The 22477-nt window shown below is 61.7% G+C and carries 19 protein-coding genes and 1 pseudogene; 13 read left to right on the top strand and 7 right to left on the bottom strand.

What is annotated here, in order from left to right; genetic code table 11:
* Positions 1-43: 43 nt before the first annotated feature.
* Both M0954_RS12730 and M0954_RS12725 read left to right on the top strand, forming a co-directional pair.
* Positions 44-808 (top strand): 2-keto-4-pentenoate hydratase, encoded by a 765-nt coding sequence (locus M0954_RS12730; RefSeq protein ID WP_297353569.1) that lies wholly within the window; start codon positions 44-46, stop codon positions 806-808.
* A 21-nt stretch (positions 809-829) separates the two neighbouring features.
* Complete coding sequence (locus M0954_RS12725) at positions 830-3862, top strand: FAD-binding and (Fe-S)-binding domain-containing protein (RefSeq protein WP_297353567.1); 3033 nt, start codon at positions 830-832, stop codon at positions 3860-3862.
* A 33-nt stretch (positions 3863-3895) separates the two neighbouring features.
* Here the strand turns inward: M0954_RS12725 and M0954_RS12720 are convergent, their stop codons facing one another.
* The gene (locus M0954_RS12720) at positions 3896-4846 is read right to left on the bottom strand and encodes a helix-turn-helix domain-containing protein (RefSeq protein WP_297353565.1); all 951 of its coding nucleotides are present in this window, start codon (positions 4844-4846) and stop codon (positions 3896-3898) included.
* 137 nt (positions 4847-4983) lie between these two features.
* Between M0954_RS12720 and M0954_RS12715 the strand changes: the two genes are divergently transcribed.
* Both M0954_RS12715 and M0954_RS12710 read left to right on the top strand, forming a co-directional pair.
* Positions 4984-5880, top strand: coding sequence for an EamA family transporter (locus tag M0954_RS12715; protein ID WP_297353563.1), 897 nt, complete (start codon positions 4984-4986; stop codon positions 5878-5880).
* Between the two features lie 241 nt (positions 5881-6121).
* A complete protein-coding gene (locus M0954_RS12710; protein ID WP_122157518.1) occupies positions 6122-6379 on the top strand; it encodes a hypothetical protein in 258 nt (85 codons plus the stop codon).
* A gap of 15 nt (positions 6380-6394) precedes the next feature.
* On the opposite strand, the gene M0954_RS12705 is transcribed toward M0954_RS12710, so the two are convergent.
* From M0954_RS12705 to M0954_RS12690, 4 genes are all read right to left on the bottom strand, one after another.
* Complete coding sequence (locus M0954_RS12705; protein WP_297353561.1) at positions 6395-7618, bottom strand: crosslink repair DNA glycosylase YcaQ family protein; 1224 nt, start codon at positions 7616-7618, stop codon at positions 6395-6397.
* Positions 7619-7741: 123 nt separating this feature from the next.
* Complete coding sequence (locus M0954_RS12700; RefSeq protein ID WP_123386758.1) at positions 7742-9451, bottom strand: FAD-dependent oxidoreductase; 1710 nt, start codon at positions 9449-9451, stop codon at positions 7742-7744.
* Between the two features lie 93 nt (positions 9452-9544).
* On the bottom strand, positions 9545-10531 hold the full coding sequence (locus M0954_RS12695; RefSeq protein WP_122157521.1) for a DedA family protein/thiosulfate sulfurtransferase GlpE: 987 nt from the start codon (positions 10529-10531) through the stop codon (positions 9545-9547).
* 271 nt (positions 10532-10802) lie between these two features.
* Entirely contained in the window at positions 10803-11054 is a 252-nt protein-coding gene (locus tag M0954_RS12690) for a hypothetical protein (RefSeq protein ID WP_122157522.1), read from the bottom strand.
* 359 nt (positions 11055-11413) lie between these two features.
* Between M0954_RS12690 and M0954_RS30340 the strand changes: the two genes are divergently transcribed.
* The 4 genes and pseudogenes from M0954_RS30340 (at position 11414) to M0954_RS12675 (ending at position 16897) form a co-directional block, all read left to right on the top strand.
* Positions 11414-11602 carry an Ada metal-binding domain-containing protein gene (locus tag M0954_RS30340; RefSeq protein ID WP_122157523.1) on the top strand — a complete coding sequence of 63 codons (189 nt, stop codon included), beginning with the start codon at positions 11414-11416 and terminating at the stop codon, positions 11600-11602.
* Positions 11599-12177 (top strand): annotated as a pseudogene (locus M0954_RS12685) (methylated-DNA--[protein]-cysteine S-methyltransferase). The gene M0954_RS30340 and the pseudogene M0954_RS12685 overlap by 4 nt, the downstream one beginning before the upstream one ends.
* A 398-nt stretch (positions 12178-12575) precedes the next feature.
* The gene (locus tag M0954_RS12680) at positions 12576-16052 is read left to right on the top strand and encodes a hybrid sensor histidine kinase/response regulator (RefSeq protein ID WP_297353559.1); all 3477 of its coding nucleotides are present in this window, start codon (positions 12576-12578) and stop codon (positions 16050-16052) included.
* 191 nt (positions 16053-16243) lie between these two features.
* Complete coding sequence (locus tag M0954_RS12675) at positions 16244-16897, top strand: hypothetical protein (protein ID WP_122157526.1); 654 nt, start codon at positions 16244-16246, stop codon at positions 16895-16897.
* A gap of 46 nt (positions 16898-16943) precedes the next feature.
* Here the strand turns inward: M0954_RS12675 and M0954_RS12670 are convergent, their stop codons facing one another.
* Positions 16944-17345 carry a RidA family protein gene (locus tag M0954_RS12670; RefSeq protein WP_123386763.1) on the bottom strand — a complete coding sequence of 134 codons (402 nt, stop codon included), beginning with the start codon at positions 17343-17345 and terminating at the stop codon, positions 16944-16946.
* A gap of 153 nt (positions 17346-17498) precedes the next feature.
* Here M0954_RS12670 and M0954_RS12665 point away from each other — a divergent pair, with 153 nt between their 5' ends.
* Together M0954_RS12665 and M0954_RS12660 are read left to right on the top strand one after the other, a co-directional pair.
* A complete protein-coding gene (locus M0954_RS12665; RefSeq protein ID WP_122157528.1) occupies positions 17499-18104 on the top strand; it encodes a J domain-containing protein in 606 nt (201 codons plus the stop codon).
* A gap of 137 nt (positions 18105-18241) precedes the next feature.
* Positions 18242-18580, top strand: a complete 339-nt coding sequence (locus M0954_RS12660) for a hypothetical protein (RefSeq protein ID WP_122157529.1) — start codon at positions 18242-18244, stop codon at positions 18578-18580.
* 143 nt (positions 18581-18723) lie between these two features.
* Here M0954_RS12660 and phaP read toward each other — a convergent pair whose 3' ends face one another.
* A complete protein-coding gene (gene phaP, locus M0954_RS12655) occupies positions 18724-19218 on the bottom strand; it encodes a TIGR01841 family phasin (RefSeq protein WP_123386764.1) in 495 nt (164 codons plus the stop codon).
* Between the two features lie 328 nt (positions 19219-19546).
* Here phaP and M0954_RS12650 point away from each other — a divergent pair, with 328 nt between their 5' ends.
* From M0954_RS12650 to M0954_RS12640, 3 genes are all read left to right on the top strand, one after another.
* Positions 19547-20029, top strand: a complete 483-nt coding sequence (locus M0954_RS12650) for a hypothetical protein (protein WP_122157531.1) — start codon at positions 19547-19549, stop codon at positions 20027-20029.
* A gap of 537 nt (positions 20030-20566) precedes the next feature.
* Positions 20567-20824 carry a transposase gene (locus M0954_RS12645; RefSeq protein WP_220795583.1) on the top strand — a complete coding sequence of 86 codons (258 nt, stop codon included), beginning with the start codon at positions 20567-20569 and terminating at the stop codon, positions 20822-20824.
* Between the two features lie 377 nt (positions 20825-21201).
* A complete protein-coding gene (locus M0954_RS12640; RefSeq protein ID WP_166660864.1) occupies positions 21202-21987 on the top strand; it encodes an EAL domain-containing protein in 786 nt (261 codons plus the stop codon).
* Positions 21988-22477: the final 490 nt, after the last annotated feature.

Raw genomic sequence — 22477 nt, 5'->3', positions numbered from 1 at the left:
TGGCGCCAGGCTATTTCCAACCAATCACTCATCAAGAATCAAGATGAACTTTACCGATACCTCCCCCTTGAGCCAGCGCCTCGCCGAAGCGCGAGCACGCCATCAGTCGCTCGACAGCCTGCCGCCGGAACAGATACCGGCTGACTTCGGCGCCGCCTATGCGATCCAGCACGAGATCCTGCGCTTGTCGGGTTCGGAGATTGGCGGCTGGAAGATCGGTTCGAAATCCGACACGGGACCGATCCAGGGGGCACCGCTGCCCGCAGCCGATGTCTACGAAGACGGCGCCAGACTGTCGCGTGACGCCTTCACGCCGCTCGCACTCGAGCTGGAGATTGCGTTCCGTTTTGGCCGTCGCTTCGAACCAGCGCAGGAGCCTTATAGCGAAGCCGAGGTGCTGGCGGGTATCGGATCGTTCGGTACAACGATTGAAATCGTCGCGAGCCGCTATGCCGCATGGCCGAACGTCGACAAGCTCGCGCAACTGGCCGATCTGCAGAACAACGGCGCGTTGGTGGTCGGCGAGTTCGTGCCGTATCGTGAAGACTTTCCGTTTGTCGCACCGTCGCTGCGGTTCAGCTTCGAGGGGCGCGACGTGGTGGTCGAGGCCGCGAAGAATCCGGCCGGCGACCCACGCCGGCTACTCACGTGGCTCGTGAATCACTGTGCAGTGGTTCGGGGCGTTGCTGTCACCCCGGAGATGGTGATCACGGCCGGCTCGTACACGGGTATGTTCTTCCCGCAGAGCGCAGGCACGGCAAGCGGTCGCATTGAAGGACTTGCTCCAATCAGTGTGACGCTGTTCTAAAGTTTTTTTCAGGTTGACGCTATGACGAATGCCGCTTCCCCCTTACTCGTCAAACCCATTCATCTGGTGCCGTCCAGTTCCCGGATGACAACGCCGCTCGCTAAACGCCTGCGCGAAGCCTTGCGCGGCGATGTGCTATTCGACTCCGCAAGCCGTGGCCGCTACTCGACGGATGCGTCGATCTATCAGATCACGCCTATCGGCGTCGTCGTGCCGCGCGATCAGGACGATCTGCGCATCGCACTCGAAGTAGCGCGCAGCGAAAAGGTGCCGCTGCTCGCCCGCGGCGCCGGCACGAGCCAATGTGGGCAGACGGTCGGCGAGGCGCTGGTGATCGACACCAGCAAGTGGCTGAACAACGTCGTCTCATTCGATGCCGAGGCGCGCACCGTGACGGTCGAACCGGGTGTCGTGCTCGATCATCTGAACGCGTGGCTCAAGCCGCACGGATTGTGGTTTCCGGTCGACGTTTCGACGGCGGCGCAATGCACGATCGGCGGGATGGCCGGCAACAACTCATGCGGCTCGCGTTCGATCGAATACGGCAACATGGTGCACAACGTCGATGCCATCGAAGCGATCCTCGCCGACGGCAGCGAGGCACGCTTCGGCTCGGTGCGAGACGCGCCACAAGGGGCGCGCTTGCAGCAGATTGTCGAAGGCGTGAAGCGGATCGCGACGCGCGAACGCGACGAGATCGTGGCGCGCGTGCCGAAGGTGTTGCGGCGCGTCGCCGGTTATAACATCGACGTGTTCGACTGCCAGAATCCGCGCGCCTACACCGATGATGGCATCGCCAACCTCGCGCATCTGCTGGTCGGCTCGGAGGGGACGCTGGCGTTCAGCCGGCAGTTGACACTGAAGCTCTCGCCGTTGCCCGCGCACAAATCGCTCGGCGTGGTCAACTTCCCGACCTTCTGGCAGGCCATGGACCTGACGCAGCACATCGTCAAGCTGAAGCCTGTGGCGGTTGAGCTGGTCGATCGCACGATGATCGATCTGGCGATCAGCAACCCGGCCTTCCGCCCGGTCATCGAGAAAGCGCTGGTGGGCCATCCCGAGGCGATCCTGCTGGTGGAATTCGCCGGCGAAAACCGCGACGAGCAACTGGCCGGTCTCAAGCAATTGACCGAACTGATGGCCGATCTCGGCTTGCCCGATTCGGTCGTGCAGATGCCGGATGCCAACGAGCAGAAAGCCTTGTGGGAAGTCCGCAAGGCCGGCTTGAACATCATGATGAGCATGAAGGGCGACGGCAAGCCGGTGTCTTTCATTGAAGACTGCGCGGTGCCGCTCGAACACCTGGCCGAGTACACGAGCAAGCTGACGGAGGTGTTTCACCGTAACGGCACGGAAGGCACCTGGTACGCGCATGCGAGCGTCGGTACGCTGCACGTGCGGCCGATTCTCAACATGCGGCACGATGGCGCGCTCAAGATGCGGGCGATTGCGGAAGAAGCCGCTGCCCTGGTGCAGGAATACAAGGGGGCCTATTCGGGCGAGCACGGCGACGGGCTGTGCCGCGGCGAATGGGTGGCATGGCAATACGGCCCACGCCTGAACGAGGCGTTCAGCGAGATCAAGGCGCTCTTCGACCCTGACAACCGTTTTAATCCGGACAAGATCGTGCGGCCGCCGAAGATGGACGACGCGCGCAATTTCCGCTTCGCGCCGGGCTATCGCGTACGGGCTTTGGATACCGCCCTCGACTGGTCGGCATGGAACGTCGACCGTGATCCGCTTAGCGGCAAGGAGACGCTGCCGGGTACCGGCAACGACCTCTCCGGCGGCCTCGGCAAGGCCGTCGAGATGTGTAACAACAACGGCCATTGCCGCAAGTTCGACGCCGGCACCATGTGCCCGAGTTATCGCGTGACGAAGGATGAGCAGCACGTGACGCGCGGCCGGGCCAATACGCTGCGTCTGGCGATTTCGGGGCAGCTCGGTGATGAAGGGCTGGCGAGCGACGACGTCAAGGAAACGCTCGACCTGTGCGTCTCGTGCAAGGGCTGCAAACGCGACTGTCCGACCGGCGTCGATATGGCGAAGTTCAAGATCGAGGCACGGGCGGCGCGCGTCAAGCGGCACGGCCTGAGTATGCGCGACAGGCTGGTGGCGTTCATGCCGCGCTATGCGCCGTTTGCGAGCAAGGTGCCGGGACTGATGGCACTCGCTGAGAACGTGCCGGTGCTGTCCGGATGGTTCAAGCGAACGGTGGGTTTTGCGCCGGAGCGCACGCTGCCGCGTTTTCGCAAGTCGTTCCTGGCGGGGGCCACTTCGACACGTTCGGTTCGTCCGGCGGGTTCGAATGCGTCAGTGAAAGAAGTCCTGTTGTTCGTCGATACGTTCAACAACAACATGGAGCCGGAGAACGCGCGCGCCGCCCAACAGGTGCTGGAGGCTGCCGGTTATACCGTGCACTTCAACACCCGCCAGGGTGAGCGGCCAGTGTGTTGCGGCCGTACGTTCCTCGCCGCAGGTCTCGTGGACGAAGCGAAGCAGGAAGCGCGGCGCATGCTCGACACGTTCAAGCCGTTTGTCGATCGTGGTGTGCCGATTGTTGGACTCGAGCCGTCGTGTCTGTTGTCGTTGCGCGATGAGTTTCTGCACTACGGTTTTGGTGAAGAAGCGCAACGGCTGTCCAAGTCAGCCTTCCTGTTCGAAGAGTTTCTGGTGAACGAGCAGAAAGCCGGGCACTTGACGCTCGACCTCAAACCGTTGCCCACACAAAAGGCCCTCGTGCATGGCCATTGCCATCAGAAAGCCTTCGACGCTTTCACGCCCGTGCAAACCGTGCTGAAGTGGATTCCGGAGCTGACGGTGTCGACGGTCGAGTCGTCGTGCTGCGGGATGGCGGGCAGTTTCGGTTACGAAGCCGAACATTATGCGACTTCGCAGGCGATGGCGGAGTTGTCGTTGCTGCCGGCGGTGCGCAAGATCGGCGCCGACACGGTGATGGTGGCCGACGGCACCAGTTGCCGGCATCAGATTCACGACGGTGCCGGTGTCGACGCGGTGCACGTGGCGCGTGTGCTAGCGATGGCCTTGAAGTAGACAACGAGCCAGGCGAAGCCAGCCTCGCCGATCTTATGCCGCCGTGCCTACCGCTTGCCGGAACAGCATCGGCGCCACGCCCGCCGCTTCACGGAAGCGGTGGCTGAAGTGGCTGGCATTCGCATAACCGCAGCGCGCCGCGACCTGGGCGAGCGGCAGCGCCGTGGTGCGCAACAGCAGCCGGGCCCGCTCGATACGCTGCTGGGCGATCCACGCAGCCGGCGGCAAACCGAACGAAGTGCGGAACATACGCGCCAGGTGGTACTCCGACAGACAGGCCACTTCGGCCAGATCACCCAAGGTGAGGGGCTGGCTGAGATGCGCGTCGATATAGTCGCGTAGCCGTCGGCGCGTCGCCACCGAAAGGCCGCCCTTGAGTTCTGCGTCCGCGCGGCTTACGCCTTGCGACCTCAGCAGGAGGCTCAACACTTCGTGCGCTGTTTCATTGGTCCGTAGCAGACCATCGGCGTCGTCCCAGCTTTCCTCGATTAGCGATTGGCACAGCGTAGCAATGCGCGCGTCTTCGAAATAGGTGCGGTCAGCCAGCGTCACTTCCCGCGGCTCGCGGTCCAGTTCCCGCACGGCGCGTTGCGTGAAGTGCTCGGGCAAAAAATACAGATGCATGAAGTGCATCTTGCCGCGCACCCACCAGCGCGATTCGTGGTCGCCGGGCAGCGCGCACAGCCTCGTCGGCGCACCATACAGCCCCGGCATTTTTTGACGCTCGGTGCGATACCCGCCGTCGATGTAGCACGACAACGTGTGATGGCCCGGATTGTCGTAGACGGTTTCGGCTTCTTTGGTTTCGCGAGTCCACTCCGCCACCGCCAACTGGTCGCCGAGCCACGCGAAGCGCTGCAGCGTCGCGTTGGCGTCGCGCAGCGTGTGACACACCGACTGGATGCCAAATGGCGTCTCGGTGGAGTCGATCACGGCGCCGGGCTGGATGGCGGTGTTCACGGCTGAAGAAGTGGCGGATTGCATGGCTTACAGTATAGAGCGGGCGGCGCAGTGCCCGCTCGGCGCCGCCAAAAAGTGCGCAATCCTGGACAAGTGGTGGCGAGTCCGCCGGCGCAGACTCGGGTGGTCGAATCCCCGAATTTCATCCCGCAAGCGTTGCCATGAACCTGTTTCTCTACGCCTTAACCGTTCTGATCTGGGGTACCACCTGGATCGCCATCAAATGGCAACTCGGCGTAGTGCCGCCGCCGGTGTCGATTGCGTGGCGCTTCGGGATCGCCGCGCTGATCCTGTTCGCAGTGCTGCGCATCATGCGCCGGCCTATCTGGCCGCCGCGCGCCGCATGGCGATATCTGGTGGCGCAGGGCCTGGCGCTGTTCTGCTGCAACTTTCTGTGCTTCTACTACGCCGAGCAGGTTGTGCCGAGCGGTCTGGTTGCCGTGATCTTCTCAATCGCGCCGCTGCTGAATTCGATCAACGGCCGGCTGTTCATGGGACGGCCGCTGCAGCCCACGGTCATCGTGGGGGCATTGCTGGGTTTGGTGGGCATCCTGTGCCTGTTCGTGCCGCAGATGGCCGGACACCTCGGCGACCAGACCGCTTGGCTCGGGATGGGCGTCGCGTTGCTCGGCACGTTGTGCTTTTCCACCGGCAGCCTGCTGTCGAGCCGGATGCAGTCGATGGGTCTGCACCCGCTCGTCACCAATAGCTGGGCCATGCTGATCGGCGCCAGCATCCTGACCGTGGGTAGCGCTTTGGCGGGCTTGCCGTTCAGCGTCGAACCGGATGCGCGGTATCTCGGTGCGCTTGCGTATCTGGCCGTGTTCGGCTCGGTGGTCGGGTTCACGGCCTATCTGATGCTGGTTGGACGCATGGGCCCGGAGCGTGCCGCGTACTGCACGGTGCTGTTTCCGATTGTGGCGTTGGCGGTCTCGACCGTATTCGAGGGCTATCACTGGACTGCTTTGGCTGTCGTTGGCCTGGTACTCGTGGTGGCCGGCAACCTCGTAGCGTTCGATCTGACGCGGCGCTTCTTCGCGCGGCGCGCCCCCACCTGATCCGCCGTCGCGTTGCCGGTTTCCTGTGTCGTTTGCGGTGAGGCTTGAGTAGGCGCAGCGCGCACTCTCATCTCTTTGAGGTGAGTCTTTTCGGGAATCGATTGAGTGCAAGCCGATGCATCAACGCGTCAAGGTGAGGATGTTCGGGAGTGGCGTGCGGCGGATGGACGACCGATCATGATCGGTATATAACAACGTTAGAGATTCATTCACCATCGCCACAACTGAGAGACGCTCCATCATGACGCGTGATGTTTCGCAAAAGCAGGAAGCGGGCGAAAAGCCTGATCTGGAACACCTTGACGCGGCTATCAGCCACGTCGACCAGTTGGTGAATTCGGGCGGCATTGCATCGGGCGCGGCCAGAGGTCTGCTGTACAGCCTGATCGAGACGCTCGGCACCCTGGTGGGCGACCCGGATTTGCCCGAGCACGCCCGTTCCGGGTATGAAGGCTTGCTGGAAACGGCGCGCGAATTACGGGTCAAGCTCGATCACTGAAATTGATCAGTCGATTCACGCTTCCAGACTTTCCTGCGCTGGTAAAGCTTCGAGCAACTCCGGCGGCGCCGACGTGATCTGCACTTCAGGCGTGCCGTGCCAGTCGGCGCAACGCTGGATGGCGCGCCGCAGATCGGCTGCGAGACGGCCGCTGACGCGCACCCCGGGCTCGAGATGCAGCGCCTTCAACTCGAAGATGCCGCTCGCGCGGTGTGCCTTCGCATCGGCCCGCCCAATCAGCTTGCCGCGGTTCAAAATCGGCAGCACGAAGTAGCCGTATTTGCGTTTGGCGGCAGGCGTATAGCATTCGATCACATAGTCGAAGTCGAATAGCGCCGCGGCGCGCTTGCGATCCCACACCACCGGATCGAACGGCGATAGCAAGGTCGTGACTGTCGAGGTTAGTTTGCCGCTCGCCGCATCGTCGATCAGCGGCGCGAACTCCTGATGCACGTACGTATCCTGCTTCCAGCCTTCGACGCGAACCGGAACCAGCTCGCCCTGGTCGGCCAGCGCGTGCAAGGGTTCGACGTACGGTCGGCGCGGCAACCGGTAGTAGTCGGCGACCCAATCGGCGCGCACCACGCCTAGCGCACGGCAACTGCGTCGCAACAATTCCGGCTCGACTGCCGCCGCCGGTTGCAGATCGCGTTTGTCGTTCCAGTCCGGCAGCACCCGCTCGGTCAGATCGTAGACGCGATGAAAATTGCGCCGCTCAGCCACCATCAATTCGCCGATGGCAAACAGCACTTCGAGGTGGCGCTTCTCAGGCTTCCAGTCCCACCAGCCGTTGCTCTTGCCGGCCTCGCGGACGAAATCGGCCGAGCGCACCGGCCCATTCGCGCGGATTTGCTTGAGCAGCTGGTCGATCTCCTTGCGATACTTCTTGTGCCACTCGGCTGCGTATTTCCAGCCCATGCCGCTTGGGTCGAGCATGCGGTGACGTAGCAGACCGTAGTCTTCGATCGGCAACAGACAGGCCTCGTGCGACCAGTATTCGAACAGCTTGCCTTCGGCCAGATGCTCGTCGAGCCACTGCGGCGTGTACGCGCCGAGGCGGCTGAACAGAACGAGGTAAGGGCTGCGCGCGACGACATGAATCGTGTCGATCTGCAATTGCGCCATACGGCGAATCGCGTCGATGACGTCGGCTTTGGTGGCTTTGCGGCGCAGCGGGGTCAAGAGACCCTGCGCGGCCAGATGGAGAGTGCGGGCGGCAGATAACGGGAGAGTCTTCACGCGGTCGATCGCTGAATGGATGGAGCCGGCGCAGTGGCGCGCTGGCGAAGTAGCGGCGTGAGGCTGACCGAAGATGCGTCGCCCGGCCGGACAGCCGCTACTTTAGCGCGAAAGCGTCGTGCGTCATGCGCCCAGCGCAATCGCCTCCTCCGCGGTCACCGCCAGCATCTGATGGATCTGCGACACCACAGCCGCCCCTTCACCAACCGCCGCTGCTACGCGTTTGGTCGAACCGGCGCGGGCATCGCCGATCGCGAATACGCCGTCAACCGTGGTGCCAAGATCGCAGGTGGAGTTCAGGCCTCTTTCGCCGGTCAGCACGAAGCCCTTGGGATCGAGTTGCACACCGCAGGTTTGCAGCCATTCCGTGTTGGGATCCGCGCCCGTGAAGAGGAACAGATGACGCGTGTCGAAACGATCCGTGCCATCCGCTAACGGCTCTTTCAACAACACTGACGCGAGGCCAGTCTCATCAGCTTCGAGCTGACCGATCTCCGTGTGAGGATGCACAAACACGTTCGGCAGCGAGCGGATCCGGTCGATCAGATAGCGCGACATGGTCGCTTCGAAACCACTGCGCCGAATCAGCACGTGCACCTTAGCCGCGTGCGTGGCGAGATAGACGATCGCCTGCCCAGCGGAATTGCCGCCGCCTACCAGCACGATTTCCTCGCGCTTGCACAGCTTGGCTTCAACCGGCGACGCCCAGTAATAGACACCCTTGCCGTCAAAACGCTCGAGACCCTCGAGAGCGGGCCGCCGGTACACCGCGCCGCTCGCAATCACGATAGTGCGCGCCTTCACGCTGCCACCGCACTTGAGCTCGAGCCGGTGCGGCGACTCCTCGCAATGCAGGGCTTTGACCCTGACCGGAATGGCGACGTGCGCGCCGAACTTCTGCGCCTGCACAAACGCGCGTCCGGCCAGCGCTTGACCGCTGATGCCGGTCGGAAAGCCGAGATAGTTTTCGATGCGTGAACTGGCGCCCGCCTGGCCGCCCGGCGCGCGGCTGTCGAGCACGATCACGGAGAGGCCTTCCGAAGCCGCATAAACGGCCGTGGCGAGTCCCGCTGGCCCTGCGCCGACGATAGCAACGTCGTAGATCAACGAGGCGTCGAGTTCGGGCAGCATGCCGAGGCAGGTTGCAAGGTGAGGATCGCTCGGATGACGCAGCACGGTACCGTCGGGGCAGATCACCAGCGGCAGGTCTTCAGGCTGCGCACCGAACTGCTCGATCAGGCCGAGTGCCTCGTCGTCGCGTTCGTCGATCACCGAATGCGGATGACCGTTACGCGATAAAAAACCTTGCAGCGAGACGAGCCGCGCGTCGTTGCTCTTGCCGACCAGGATCGGGCCGCCCGCGCCTTTTTCGATCAGCGAGACGCGCCGCAGGATCAGCGCACGCATGATGCGCTCGCCGAGCTCCGCTTCTGCGACGATCAACGCGCGTAGCTTGACAGGCGGAATCAGCAACGCATCGACGGGTTCCAATGCGATGCCGCTGACGAGACAGACGCGCCCGGACAATTGGCCCACTTCGGCAAGGAATTGCTTTGGACCACGTTCGGAGACAACGCGCTCGCGCCCGAGGCCATCGCGCTGGAAAAGTTTGACGCGTCCCGTGAGCGTGACAAACATGCCCGGGCCGATGCGACCGGTTTCGAACAGCAGCTGACCGGGTTCCCAGTGCTGCACTTCGCCGAATTTGCTCAGCCGCTTGATTTCTTCCCACGTCAGTTCGGGGAACATCTGATGTTCGCGTGTCGCCAACGAAGAGAACGGCGCGTCGGCAACCACAGCTTGTTGTCCTTCAGCTTCTTGAATCTCAACCATCAAACCACTCCTTCTGTCGTTTGATCCAGCATGGGGTACAGCGAGGCAGCGCAGGCGACAGACGAACTGCTAGAGGCAACCGGACTGGACGTGCTACACCGCCGGCGCTACGCCGTGATGCACTTCATCGATCGGCTCCTCTTCCAGGGGTTCGAGTTGCCGTCCCGCGTCGCGCCACGCGTCGAGACCGCCGCGCAGCGGCAGGACGTCGGCGAAGCCTGCTTCGTTGAGTTGTTTGGCCATCCACGCCGCCGAAATCTCATTCGGGCAGGAACAGTAGATGACGAGTTTCTGGTCTGGCGGATACCTCGCGATAATCTCGTTGAGCTGGCGCTCGTCGGCAAACTGGGTGCCCGGGATCACAAACGGATCCAGCTTGCGCTTCTCACGCGAACGGATATCGAACAGCACCGGTGGCTGGCCGGATGCGATCAGGTTGCCCAGCTCATCTATCTCCATGCGCGCAGTAGCCAGTTTGCTGATGAGCTGGCGTCGTCGGATCCACCGGTAGGTGGCGTAAAGCAGCAGCAACGCGACGATTACCACGCCCGCCATCTTCCCCAGGCGCCCGGCGCCGGCCATCAGCATGTCGATCTGCTGCGCAAACAGGGCGCCAATGATGAGGCCCGTTCCAGACCAGAGGGCAGCGCCGATGCTGTCGTAGGTCAGGAACATGCGATACGTGGTGCCCATCGCACCGGCCATCGGGATCGAGACGATCGACAGGCCCGGCACGAACTTCGCCACGGCCAGCACGCGCACGCCCCAGCGGCCGAAGAAGCGCTCGGTCTTCTTCACGCAGGTGTCGCGCGAGAGAGACAGCTTGCACAGCGTCTTCAACGTGTTGCCGCCGTAAATGCGGCCGGCGAGGTACCACGCGCTGTCGCCGATCAGCGTGGCGAAAATGGACAGGATCAGCACCGACGCGAGCTGTGTGCCGACGGTGCCCGGATGCATGGCCGCCATCGCGCCGAACAGGACGAGACAGGGCATCGCGGGCACGGGCAACCCTAGCGATGCGGCGAGCACATTGGCGAAGACGAGAGCAGGCCCGTACTGCTCCACGAGGTCATGTAGCATCGGCTTACTTCCGCGACCGTTTCCGGCGGGAAGCGAAGAAGTAACTTAAGGATTATGGACGCATTTCCGAGACGTGCAAGCGTCCGGTAATGTGGGGCGCGTATGAAGCGGGAGAAGCTTTGCCGGGTTAGGCGCGGCAGGCGTGGACCGCGAGTGGGTCGAGGCTCCGGCCGGCCGGCCGTTTGTTGCTGGTCATTCAACGCTGAATTTCTCAATCAGTCTGGGCGGTGGGTGAACGGCGTTCGCGTGCACCCGTACCGCTGCTGCCGTTTTACGTCCGGTGATTGTGCTGTTCGCCCGGCAATTCGGCGCCATGCGCGCGAATGGCCGCAATCAGTTCCGCCGGCGTGATTTCATAACGCACTTCGCGGTGGATGCCCGGCTTGCGCTCGTCCACTTCGATCAGAAGAATACCCTTGCCGTCATCTGTCGACTCGAGGCGCAGTGAGCGAAGTTCGCGCGCCGTCGCGTCGTCGAATTCGGTGAGCAGGGCCATTGACCCGGAAGACCCGGTAGTGCGCATCGAAGTTGTCCTCGTTCCGTTGTTTATCAAGCCATTGTACGGGCAGCCTGGTGCGCGATGTGCCGCACACCTGCCAAACCGATAGCATCCCACAAACTGCCGAAACCCGCGCTGCGCTTTGTTATCCGCGATGCGAGGATGTCGTGCCAGCCAGTTTAACGCGACTCATTGTGTCGCCGGATGCATTTTTCGTGCCCCGCTGCGGTGCAACCGTTCCACCCGATTGTCATGGCCCTGACGCGTAGCAGGGTTAGGGCTTCGACTCGCGACTGAGCGGCACGCGGTTGCGCCGCCCGCTGGTAGGGCACCTGTGCTGTAAACGATGCACCCCCTGCAGCCGTTGACCGGCATGTGAGGCAATGCGCTACATTGTTGTTATGAACCTTGATCGTGAAATCCGCTGTAAGCCGGTGTGCTCGAGCGCCGTCCGAAGCTTTGGCGGCCGTTTCTCTCTGGTGATGTCCTCGTCAGGTATTTATTGCCGCCCTTTGTGTCCTGTGCGATGGTCGGGATTCGCAAATTGCCGTTTCTACGTGAACGCTGCATGAAACACTACTTGACGATTCTGAGCCCGCTCGGCGCGATGTGGTTACGCGCCGAGGACGATGCGCTCACGGGCGTGTACTTCGTCGGCCAGAAATACTTCCCGCCGGACGCCGTCGACGCCGCAACCGGCGCGATGACTGGTCGCGACGCCGATACATTCGCCGATGTATCTATCGGCAAGCCGCCGCGCGTGTTAGCGGAAAGCGCGGAGCAACTCGCCGAATAGTTTGCTGGCGAGCGGCAACAGTTCACCCTGCACTTGCAGATGGCCGGTTCGCCGTTCCAACGACGTGTCTGGAGTGAGCTCGTCAAGATACCGTTTGGCGAGATCGAGAGTTATGGCCGGCTCGCTCGTCGGCTCGGTCTCCCGATCGGCAGTGCGCGCGCTGTGGGCGCCGCGAACGGACGCAACCCGGTGTCGATCATTGTGCCGTGCCATCGCGTGATATCGAACGCGGGCGAGCTCACGGGATACGCCGGCGGACTTGAGCGCAAGGCGGCTTTGCTTGCGCTCGAGCGGCCCGCGTCGAAGCTCCCCCGCCAGCTCGAATTACTGGATGCCGGCGACGCTTTCTAACGCGGGCGTGGCGTGCGCGAGGCGCGCCGACAATGCGGCCACTGGCGTTTGCCCGATGGCAAAAAATAGCCCGTCCGAAGAAGGACGGGCCGCTAAAACGCCGTTTTACATGGGTCAACCGCCCCGCACAACCAGGGCGCTGACGCACTCATGCTGATCCGCGTCGAACCCTTTGTCGAGGTGGGAGTAACGCCGATCTATCAGACTAAACGGCATCCAGCGCTACGGCGCCCTGCTGTTTGCTTCGCTATGCCGACTACGTGACGTTTGCCGGATGCGTCGAACGCGCTACACTGCGCCGGATAGTGCGGTATGGCCGCAGACACGGCAGCTTGCAAACATCGTCGCCGGTAGCCCGTCTGTGCGAATGACGCGAACGACGCGAACGACGTGACCCGATGCAGAATACCCTCGACCGTACCCATGCGTCGCTGGCCGAAGCTTTTGCTTCGCTGGCAAAGAACGCACAGCGCCAGCGGTACCACTACCTCGCGGCGGTGCTGACGCTGATGGCCATCGTGATGGTGTCTGCGGTGCTGGCTGCGGTGCTGGCCGCCGGCAAGCAGCTCGACTATCGCCGCGGTCTCATGACCCAATACGTCGCCGAAACTTCACTGCTTTTGCATGGCGAGGTTTCATTCTTGCGGCGCACCGAACTGACTATCCAGTACTATCAACAGACTGGCGATGTGCGGAGTCTGCCCGCTGGCGTAGAAGCTTCGATCCGGCAAACCGGCGTGGCCCGCGGCGATGCTGGCACTGATGGGTCGCACTTCGATCTGCTCGTATCGCCGGCCGTGCGTAACGCATGGAGCGCATCGCTCAGCGACAAGCTGTGGCGTCTGTATGAAACGGGGCAGTCCACGCTTTCCACGCAGCGGGCCTTCGAGCTGAATCATCGCGCGATGCTGATCGGGCTCACGGACGACTATGCGGTAATCACGCCGTCGGTAGAGAGTCGGGAAGGTGGTCGCACGCGGCCGCTGCAGCCATCCGACGTTCCGCTAATACGCGCTACGCTCTTGCAACAGCTGCAGGCGCGGACCGGCCTGCGTGTGCCTGCCAGAAACCAGCGCGTGTGGGTGGGTCCATATGTGGATACAGAACTGGGCGTGCCGGTCATGACCGCGCTCAGTGCCTACTACGAGGGCGATACACCCACGATGCTCGCGACCATGAGCATTCCCGTCGACGCGCTCGTGGAGCACCTCTCCCGCCGTTTTCCGAAGGGCACCGTGATGCTGCTGACCGACGATCAGCGCATCGTCGTCTCCTCACGTCCGGTCTCTGTGGAAACCGGGCATATGTTGCAAACGAACGCAGCGCAGATGGGCAACGATACTTATCGATACACTCTGCACGGCGCGATTTTGCGCGAGCCGCTGCTGTCCGGCTTCGGTCTGGTAGTCGGCTATCTCCCCTGGAGCGGGCTGGCGGCAATCCTCGGCTGGCAACTCGCGGCGATCGCGTGCGGCGCGCTGCTTTTGCTGGTCGGCATCGCGTTGACCGCGCATCTGTGGGGACTGCGCCTGCTGCGCACTGCTTACGATGAAGCCACGCGCGCGCTGGAGAACGAGGCTATCAACCATGTTCTCGTGAGCGCCACGCCGATTGGCCTGTGCATCGTCCGGCAACTCGACTATTCGATTCTCAGCGGCAATGCGCTCGCCGCCCAATGGCTCCAATACGCGCCGTCTGTGAATACGCTGCCCACGCATATAGTCGAAGCTTTCCGGGCCGCGTTGCCCACCGCGGAAGAGGCGCAGACAGTCGTGTTTGCCGCGCCGCTTCACCCCGAGGAAATCGACAGCGCGAACTCCCAGGTCCTGCAGTTCACCTGCGCGCCGGCCCGATATGCTGGTGAAGACGTGCTGTTCTGCGCCATCCTCGATATCACCTCGCAGCATGCGCTCGAGGTGCAACTGCGCACTGCGCAGCGCGCCACTGAAACGGCGATGCGTGAGCGGTCGAATTTCTTTGCGTCGATGAGCCATGAGATTCGCACACCGTTGAACGCGTTGCTTGGCAACCTGGAGTTGTTCGCACGCACGCCGGGTCTGGAGGCCCACGAACAGCGTATGCGCACGCTCGGCGTCGCGGCCGATGCGCTGCGACGCATCGTCAACGACATCCTCGACTTTTCGAAGATCGACGCGGGCGAGATGAAGCTGGTAACGGAGGCTTTCCGGCCCATCGACGACTTCGAAAATCTCGCGCTGTCATACGCGCCGATGGCGCCAGGGCGGCCGATTCGCTTCTATTCCCACCTTTCTCCGACGCTCGTTCGGACCTTGCGCGGCGACCGTACCCGTATTGCGCAGATCGTCAACAACCTGTTGAGTAACGCCTTCAAATTCACCTCTGCCGGCAAGATCATGCTCGGTGCCGAGGTGCTGATCGATACGCAGGGCCGCAGTATTCTCAATTGCCGGGTTTGTGACTCGGGGATCGGCATGGATCCGTCGATGGTGTCGCGCATCTTTCACCCGTTTGTGCAGGGCGAAGCAACCACGTCCAGCCGGTATGGCGGGACGGGACTTGGATTGTCGATCTGCGCAAGCCTGTGCGAATTGATGGGTGGACATATCTCGGTGGAAAGCGTGAGGGGGGTGGGGAGCGCTTTCAGCATCTCGATTCCCATGGCGCTCCTATCCGACGAAGAGCATGTTGCGCAAATCACGCCTGCGAGTCGCGGCAGCGTGCTGGTGCTGTGTCAGGAGGCGGTGTCGGGTCAGCTCATCGGTGAATGGCTCGGGCTTTACGGATGGTTCTGCTGCAGTGTCACTTCGGCGCGCGCCGCTGAAGAATGGTTGCGGACTAACCGGCCTGAGGTGCTGGTGGTGACCGGCGAGTATGAACTCGATGTGGTCGCTACATTGCGCGCGGTGCGGCCGGTGAACGCGGTGTGGATCACACGCGGCGGACCGCATCGTCCGACGCGACGCGGCGAGGGTGTACTCGAGGTGAGCGAGTTCAGTCACACGGCGATTGTGGCGGCGGCAGATCTTGCCGCACCGCAGGCGCAAGACGGCTTAGGGCGCGCCGACGCTTTATCTGGTGCCCCGGCATCCACTCGGGAAACACTGAAGCCCAGTGCGCCTCCAGCAACTCCCCAGCCCACATTGCTAGGTCTGGTGGTGCTGGTCGCCGAGGATAACCCGCTGAACCAGTCGTTGATTGTCGAACAGTTGCAGACGTTGGGATGCGAGCCGATTCTTGCCGGCGATGGCCGCCAGGCGCTCGCGATACTCGAGCACACGGAAGTTGACGTCGTATTGACCGATATTCACATGCCGGTCATGGACGGCTATGAACTGCTTGCCGCGCTGCGACAGGTTCATCCCGGCTTGCCCGTGTTCGCGTTCAGCGCGGTCACCGACACGCAGCAGGCTGAAGAATGGGATCAGCGCGGCTTTACCGGTTACATTCCCAAGCCCACGTCGCTTGGAGAACTGGAAGCGGCGCTCGATGTGTTGGGTACGAACGAGGATGACGCGGCGGGGTCGGTCGTAGCCCGTGAACCGGCGATCGCCTCGGGCGCGACGCCGCAGGCTCCGCTCAAGCCTACGCCTGAGTTCGATGCGCAGACCAAAGCGCGTTATGTCGCCATGCTTAAGGACCATCTCGAGACTGACTTGCCCAAGCTGTTGGCCATCGTCGAGAGCCACGACCGCCTGGCGTTGCGCGACTGGGCGCATAGTGCGGCGGGCGGTTTCCTGATCGTGGGCGAACCGCAGTTCGCGACGCAATGTCGTGAGCTCCAGGATCTATGCCGCAAACAAGAGCTGTGGAGCGAGCAGATGGCGAACCTGGCCCTGGCGTTGCACGAAGGTCTGCGCAGCCACTTCGGCCTCGACGAGGCGTCGCTGCGCTGAGGCAGGTGCCAGGCGGCGCCTTCCCGTGTCACCCATCAAGCTTCTTCGAACCCAAACCTCAAGATTCCTGTGAGCGCGTCGTAAACGAGTTTGCGGGCCGTATGCGTCACGCATCTGGCTTGTCCCTTGGGTAGACCTACCCGCCTCGGTCCTCTCGCCACGCCTAATAAAACGCCACAGGAACTTGTACGATGAAACGCTTGGTTGTCGCTCTGTTTGCAGGTCTTACGGCCCTCTATGGACCGCTTGCGATGGCGGATGAAGTGTACGGGCAGATCGGCACCGAAGGCGCCGGTATTGGCTACGGTCACCCACTCGGCTCAGTCGCCAACGTGCGGGCTGAAGTCAACGGCGTCAGTTTCTCGCATAGCTTCAACTCGGGCGACCTGCACTACGACGGAACGGCGACGCTCATCCATGCCGGTCTTTACGGCGACTTCTTCCCGGCGCCCAGCGTCGTGCCGTTTCGCCTTACCGCCGGCTTGCTGATTGGTGACGACCATGTGAATGCGAACGCAACCAGCCCGTCCGGTACCTATACCATCAATGGCGTCGCCTATTCGACGCTGGGTCAAAGCATTCACGCGAAGGCCACCTACCCGGCCGTGCGTCCGTACCTTGGCATCGGCTTCGGCCATTCGCCGCTCGCTACCAAGGGGTTTTCGATGTTCTTCGACGCAGGCGTCGCCTATGGCAAGCCGCATCTGGACTTCGATGTGCCCGCCGATATCGTGGCCGAAGCGGGTCAGGCGAACGTCGACGCCGAGAAGCAATCGCTGCAGAACACCGTGGACCGTTACCGTTTCTACCCGATCGTGAAAGTCGGCGTGACGTACCGTTTTTAAGGCACGCCTTCGTGCCTTCGTTCGAACCATCGCGCCCCGGCCGCTTTCAACCAGGCCGTCGCGCGATGAGGTCGATTTCCACGAGTGCGTCGCGCGCAAGGCCCGTGACGCCGATACAGGTTCGCGCGGGCAGGGCATCTGGCGGAAAGTACGCCCGGTACGCGTCGTTCATCGCAGCGTAATCACGCTTGAATTCCGTCAGGAAAATGCGTGCGTTCAGGACGTGTTCGAGTCCCAGTCCAAGACCTTTCAGCACAATCTTCAGATTGTCCATGACGCGCTGTGTCTGCGCGACGACCCCTTCCGGTAGCGGGGCTGCGTCGTCGGTCGGTGAGGTGGGCATCTGTCCCGTCACGAATACCCATCCATCAGATTCGGCTGCGTGTGAAAACGGAGCCACGGGTGTTGGCGCGTCCGGGATCATCCAGAAGGTGGGGCCTTGCGTCATGCTGTTTCTCCGCTTGGATCATTGATGATGAAATAGCCGGACTCGCCGGCGAGGTCGAAAGTAACTCGCCAAAACGGGCCCGTGCGATGTCACGCGGAAGGCATTTTGCGCATGCTACGATGGGTAGCGATGCGACAGAGGGTTGGGCGAGCAATGGCAACACTATACGAGAAGCTCGGCGTTCAGCCGAGCGCGACTGAAGACGAGATCAAGCGCGCCTACCGGAAGGCGGCAATGCGCTGGCATCCAGATCGTAACGCCGGTTCAGAAGAGACGGCACGCGCTGCGTTTCTGGATATCAAGGACGCGTACGACATTCTGTCCGATCGTGCGCAACGCAAAGTTTACGACGACGTCTTTGCCCAGAAGATGCGCTCATGGGAGGCCCGGGTCCAGCGCATGGAGCGGGAACGAGCCGAGCGGGAAGAAGCGGCTCGCGCAGCCGAACAGGCGGCTTACGCGAAGTTGTTGTCGCTCGCGATGCGCTTTGCGAACGAAGGCTACAACCGCGATGTGGTGTTCGGTGTGCTGCTCGGGCAGCAGTGCGAGGCCAGCCGGGCCGGCCAGATTGCCGACAGCGTGCTGGCGCTGCATGCATCGCGTCAGCAGAAAAATGTGTCCACTGAACCGGTGACTGATAACGATAGGTCCGCCCAGGCCGGGGGGCATACCTTGGCACAGGATGATCGTGCCACGGCTACGAGCGGCAGTACGCTCAGCGGACTGTGGTTTCAATTCCTTAACGGCCTGCGATCTTGAGTCGCGCACAGTTTGTCGCCGGCTTCAAAAAGAGCGCTGCCGTTGGGCTCCGATTGCTTATAGTAGAAGTGTGCCGGGTCGACAGAAGAAACGGGTCTGCCGTTTCCTGACGCGCACATTTGACGGGGAACGGTGCGATGACAACAGCAACCGGTTCAGCCTACACGATGCGAACGAGCACACCCGCGTCGTTGCGGGAGCTTGCCAACTACCTCGAACTGGCGCTCGATGCCGGTCAATCCGTGGTAGTGATGCGCTATGGCGAGGGTCAGCGCTCGGTGTACATCGGCGAGCCGGCCAACTCGCTGGATGCGCTATCGAGCAGGGACGCGGTCGCGGCCCACCTCGCGGATGAGATGCTCGCTTTGACCGAGCCGGGATTGAACCGGATCACCGCGGATGGCCAGGTCTATCGTTTTACCCGGACACACCGGTATATCGAGGACCGGCAGGCAGTGATCTTTGCGCCGGCGTGAACGGGCCGACACGACTTCATCGCCCACCCACGCCAACCGCCCCAGCACGCTCACGCAATAAAAAAAGCGAACCTAAGTTCGCTTTTTGCAACGATTCGCCGCCCGCGGGCAGCGATCGAAACATCCCGTTTGCGTCTGACGCTTTACGCGCTGGCCGAAACGGTTGCCACGAATTGCTTGGCAGCCTTGCTAGCCGATTCATACGTTGCGTTGGCAGCCGAAAATGCCGAGTTCCATGCTGCTACCGCGCCTTCGCTGCCAGCCGGTGCATTCTTTGCCAGGCTTTCGATAAAGCCTTGTGCGTCTTTCTGGGCTTTCTGAAACTGTGCGGTGGCGGCGCTCGAGAATTCGGCTTGGGCACCTGACAGGATCTCATGCACATGACGGCCGTATGCAGCCGCTTTTTCCGATGCCGGTTGCGACAGGCTAGCCGACAGCGCGATCAATTCGCTCGGATCTTTCACCGAGAGGGCCTTGGCTGCGATTTCCTGCGTTTCGGCGAGCGAAGCTTTGCCGACTTGCAGGTTCAGTGCGACCAGCTTCTCGAAGCTTGCGAACGCGAGGTTCGTGAAGCCGAAGAACGATTGCAGGCTAGCTTGCTGTGCGGCGATCAATTGTTGGGGGGTAGGCGTGCTCATCACTGCTCCAAAGGGTAAGGCGGCGAGTGCGAGAAGGCTCTAAGTGAACAAAATCCGCGCGCCGCAAGGGCTGAAAGTGGTTTGCTGCAGTGCAACAAAAACCCATTGTACGGGGTAATTTCGGGAAGTCAATCAATTTCGAGAGAAGGGGAGACGGGGCTGCGGAGCCGCAGTGGCGGGTTGCGAATTGGTTGAAACAGGCGTGAAATGCCCATGCGGCTGGCGCGCAGCAGACCTGAAGCGGATGTGACTGTAGCCGTCGCCGGACCGCCCGTGGCATAGTGCGACCCATTCACGAGCGACTGCGTACAGGAGTAAAGCGAAGCCGATGACCAGCCCCCTCGATTCTTACCAGCAAGACCAGGTCGTCCTGCTGGATGACGTGCCTAGCCCCGCCGCCGATACCCCGGAACCGTTTGTCGTCGCAAATGAAAGACGTGTGGTGATTGCCTATCGGATCGCCGCGACAGATTTCGAGCGCTTCGGCCCGTTCGATGAAGATGACGATCCGTTCTGCGCGGTGGAGTTTTCGGCGGCGGCGTTCCATCAGTTCGGGCCACCCAACGACGAAGGGCTGTACGCCCATCCGTTGGCCGCGCAGGGTCTACGCGGCTATTGCGCGCATGAGGTGGTGAACTCGTCGCTGGTGGCCGATTCGTGGGGGCCGGCGGCCGGGCAAGAAGGCTATCGACACTACGTCCTGACGTTCCAGGACAGCACGTATGAATGCGTGGCCGCGGACTGCACGGTAGTGGGGATCTACGGCAATGGCGACATCGCCGCCCGTGAAGCGTTTTCGTTATGTAAGTAAGTCTCCTGAGCACAACTCATGGGCGATTACCGTAGGCGGCGCGCCTCGGCATCGCGCGCTGCGTCGCGGCAATGCAACCCCTCTTGTTCCTTCCTCCAAAAGATTCGTATAATTTACTTCTTTGCGACATATTGCGGTAAAAAATACCCATCCCCCAATTGAATGGTTGTGATCCAACGAATCGAACCGGTTCGTCGGATTGCCTGCGCAACATTGCGACAGGCTGCGTGGCAGCGGGCCATCCGACGGGCAGCGACGCGAAGTCGAATACCTCTTTAGCGAAGATAAGGCTGCGCGATGGCTTGCTTGCTAAGGTCAAAGATACGCGGCTCGCAAAAGCTCATGCCACTGAAGAAAATATGGAGTGCGAAGGATTAGTTCAAGCGAGCTCTAGTAAGCAAAGAAAGCTTCTTGACCCCTGCATACGGGTCGACATTCGATTTTTACTGGCTTTAGAAATCTGGCTGCGATATTTATAGGGGTGGTCAGTCTGCGTTACCCCCTATCCATTCGTAGAATTCCGTGATTGAAATTCCTTTGTCCGATGACGACTGGATGCATGTCGAGCATCTATTTCGTGAATCCCCGTCGCCACGTGGGAGACCGCGCCGCGCTGCGCGCGATATTCTTAATGCCATTCTATGGATTCAACAGACCGGAGAAAAGTGGCATCGGTTGCCGGCGAACTTTCCGCCGCAACAGACCTGTTACGCGAAGTACATCGCGTGGCGCCGCTCCGGTGAATTGCAGCGCGCCCTGGAGCTTCTGTGCAAGCGGCAGCGCGGCTGCGGCTGATTTTTACGAGATATTTCTGCACGATCCAGCAGCCTTCTGACGGCTAGCGCCGCGCGTACGTGTTCGCGCCGCCCGGCCGTAACACCGTAACGTGGCCGACGTAACAACACGGCCATGACAGCCTCTCCGTGAGCTTCATGCGCACTCGACGCCATGTCGTGCCCGCGAGGTAAAGCCCTGTTTTGAAAAGGCTTTACCAAGCCTTGCTCGCTTCTCCATTCGCTTTGACCCGGCACTGGCACGCAATGTGCAATCGGTGGCCCGGTTAGCATTCTTAGCGACAACGCATCATGCACCTTGTTCAAATCAACGATCAGTCTGCGCATCGGCGCCCATCCGTCTATGCGACCGGCGTCACGGGGCAACAGAAAAATCAGATGAACGACGTACACGTACACGATGGTCTGGCGAAGCGCATCTCGCAAGGACTGCACGCCGACGAGTTTCACTTGATGTTTCGGGGCGCCTATCAGGTCGGCACGGGGCAGCTGTCGCATGTCGAGGCGCAAGTGCGATGGATGCATCCGGATTATGGGCTGCTGCTCCCCGGCGTATTCATGCCGCAGCTCGAGCAGTCCGATGTCGCGTATGAAATGAGTTGCTTCATGTTCGCGCGCGCGTGTCGTGAACTCAGTGTCTGCCTTAGCCAGGGACTGCAGCCTTGCCCGGTTTCGATCGGCGTCCAGGCATCTGCAGTAGTGCACGAGCGCTTTGCGGAAGACATCCGCGACGTCGCGCTGTTTTATGGCATTGCGCCGAATCTGCTTGAGCTTGAATTGCCCGAAAGTGAGGATGCGGCTCGTGTCCTGTCGATTCGGGCGCTCACTGCGGACCTCAGGGATCTGGGCGTAGGAATCTCGTACGGAGAGTTTGGTGCAGGACGGGCTTCACTTGCGAGCTTGGGTGCGCTCGATATCGATACGGTGAAGCTGGCGCGAGAACTGGTGGCAACGGTGCCGGGCGAGGCGCGTTCGTGCAAGGTCGTCGAAGGCCTGTTAGCGCTCCTGGAGTCGCTGGATATACGCGTGGTAGTGAACGGCGTCGAGACGGAGGAGCAGGCGCGCTGGCTCCGGCAATGGCCTCGTGTTCTGGCCCAGGGTGCCCATTGGCCGAGGCCAGTGCGAGCGCTGTCTGAGTTGATGTCGCCGGCGTCATCGCTTTAGAGAATGGATTTCGCCATCCGGTTCGTTACGTGCCGCGTTACGTAACGGTGACGTCGCCGCGCGGCGCCTGGTGGTTGATTGGGTGGACCAGTTTTTCGAAACATCGGCGGCAAGCCCCGTCTGACGTACGTCGGCGGCGAGGCGTAGTGGCAACGTACCATGAAATACGCGTTGGCATAGTTGCTGCTTTAGAGATGGCGCAGCGCACAAAGCGATAGACAAAAATAGTAAGGGTGTCAGTGAGTATCTGTTTCAAATGACCGATCAGGTCCGGGGGTAAACCGGTCGGTTTTCAAGCATGCGGTGTGGTTCCGGCGTTCGCTCGGATCGTGCCGTGCCAGTGCAACCGGCGAGGTAGCCCGGTGAAGCTGGATTCCCCTTGGACGTAGCGACGTGAAGGTTTGACGCCGGGCGCAGTTAGCAAGCCGTGTGACTGTGTGCCGCGAAGTGGATGTTGCAATGCGCGCGTTTAACGCGTGCGGGGAAAGTA

This window comes from Paraburkholderia sp. (genome assembly GCF_026225065.1).
In the GTDB taxonomy this organism is placed as follows: domain Bacteria; phylum Pseudomonadota; class Gammaproteobacteria; order Burkholderiales; family Burkholderiaceae; genus Paraburkholderia.
This window is presented reverse-complemented; position numbering and strand designations above follow the sequence as displayed.

Excerpts from the sequence above, each read along its gene's own strand:
- M0954_RS12640 (WP_166660864.1), top strand. The coding sequence starts at position 21,202 with ATGAACGACGTACACGTACACGATGGTCTGGCGAAGCGCATCTCGCAA.
- M0954_RS12660 (WP_122157529.1), top strand. The coding sequence starts at position 18,242 with ATGACAACAGCAACCGGTTCAGCCTACACGATGCGAACGAGCACACCC.
- M0954_RS12715 (WP_297353563.1), top strand. The coding sequence starts at position 4,984 with ATGAACCTGTTTCTCTACGCCTTAACCGTTCTGATCTGGGGTACCACC.
- M0954_RS12710 (WP_122157518.1), top strand. The coding sequence starts at position 6,122 with ATGACGCGTGATGTTTCGCAAAAGCAGGAAGCGGGCGAAAAGCCTGAT.
- M0954_RS12730 (WP_297353569.1), top strand. The coding sequence starts at position 44 with ATGAACTTTACCGATACCTCCCCCTTGAGCCAGCGCCTCGCCGAAGCG.
- M0954_RS12665 (WP_122157528.1), top strand. The coding sequence starts at position 17,499 with ATGGCAACACTATACGAGAAGCTCGGCGTTCAGCCGAGCGCGACTGAA.
- M0954_RS12680 (WP_297353559.1), top strand. The coding sequence starts at position 12,576 with ATGCAGAATACCCTCGACCGTACCCATGCGTCGCTGGCCGAAGCTTTT.
- M0954_RS12700 (WP_123386758.1), bottom strand. The coding sequence starts at position 9,451 with ATGGTTGAGATTCAAGAAGCTGAAGGACAACAAGCTGTGGTTGCCGAC.
- phaP (WP_123386764.1), bottom strand. The coding sequence starts at position 19,218 with ATGAGCACGCCTACCCCCCAACAATTGATCGCCGCACAGCAAGCTAGC.
- M0954_RS30340 (WP_122157523.1), top strand. The coding sequence starts at position 11,414 with ATGCGCTACATTGTTGTTATGAACCTTGATCGTGAAATCCGCTGTAAG.
- M0954_RS12695 (WP_122157521.1), bottom strand. The coding sequence starts at position 10,531 with ATGCTACATGACCTCGTGGAGCAGTACGGGCCTGCTCTCGTCTTCGCC.
- M0954_RS12725 (WP_297353567.1), top strand. The coding sequence starts at position 830 with ATGACGAATGCCGCTTCCCCCTTACTCGTCAAACCCATTCATCTGGTG.
- M0954_RS12720 (WP_297353565.1), bottom strand. The coding sequence starts at position 4,846 with ATGCAATCCGCCACTTCTTCAGCCGTGAACACCGCCATCCAGCCCGGC.
- M0954_RS12670 (WP_123386763.1), bottom strand. The coding sequence starts at position 17,345 with ATGACGCAAGGCCCCACCTTCTGGATGATCCCGGACGCGCCAACACCC.
- M0954_RS12675 (WP_122157526.1), top strand. The coding sequence starts at position 16,244 with ATGAAACGCTTGGTTGTCGCTCTGTTTGCAGGTCTTACGGCCCTCTAT.
- M0954_RS12650 (WP_122157531.1), top strand. The coding sequence starts at position 19,547 with ATGACCAGCCCCCTCGATTCTTACCAGCAAGACCAGGTCGTCCTGCTG.
- M0954_RS12690 (WP_122157522.1), bottom strand. The coding sequence starts at position 11,054 with ATGCGCACTACCGGGTCTTCCGGGTCAATGGCCCTGCTCACCGAATTC.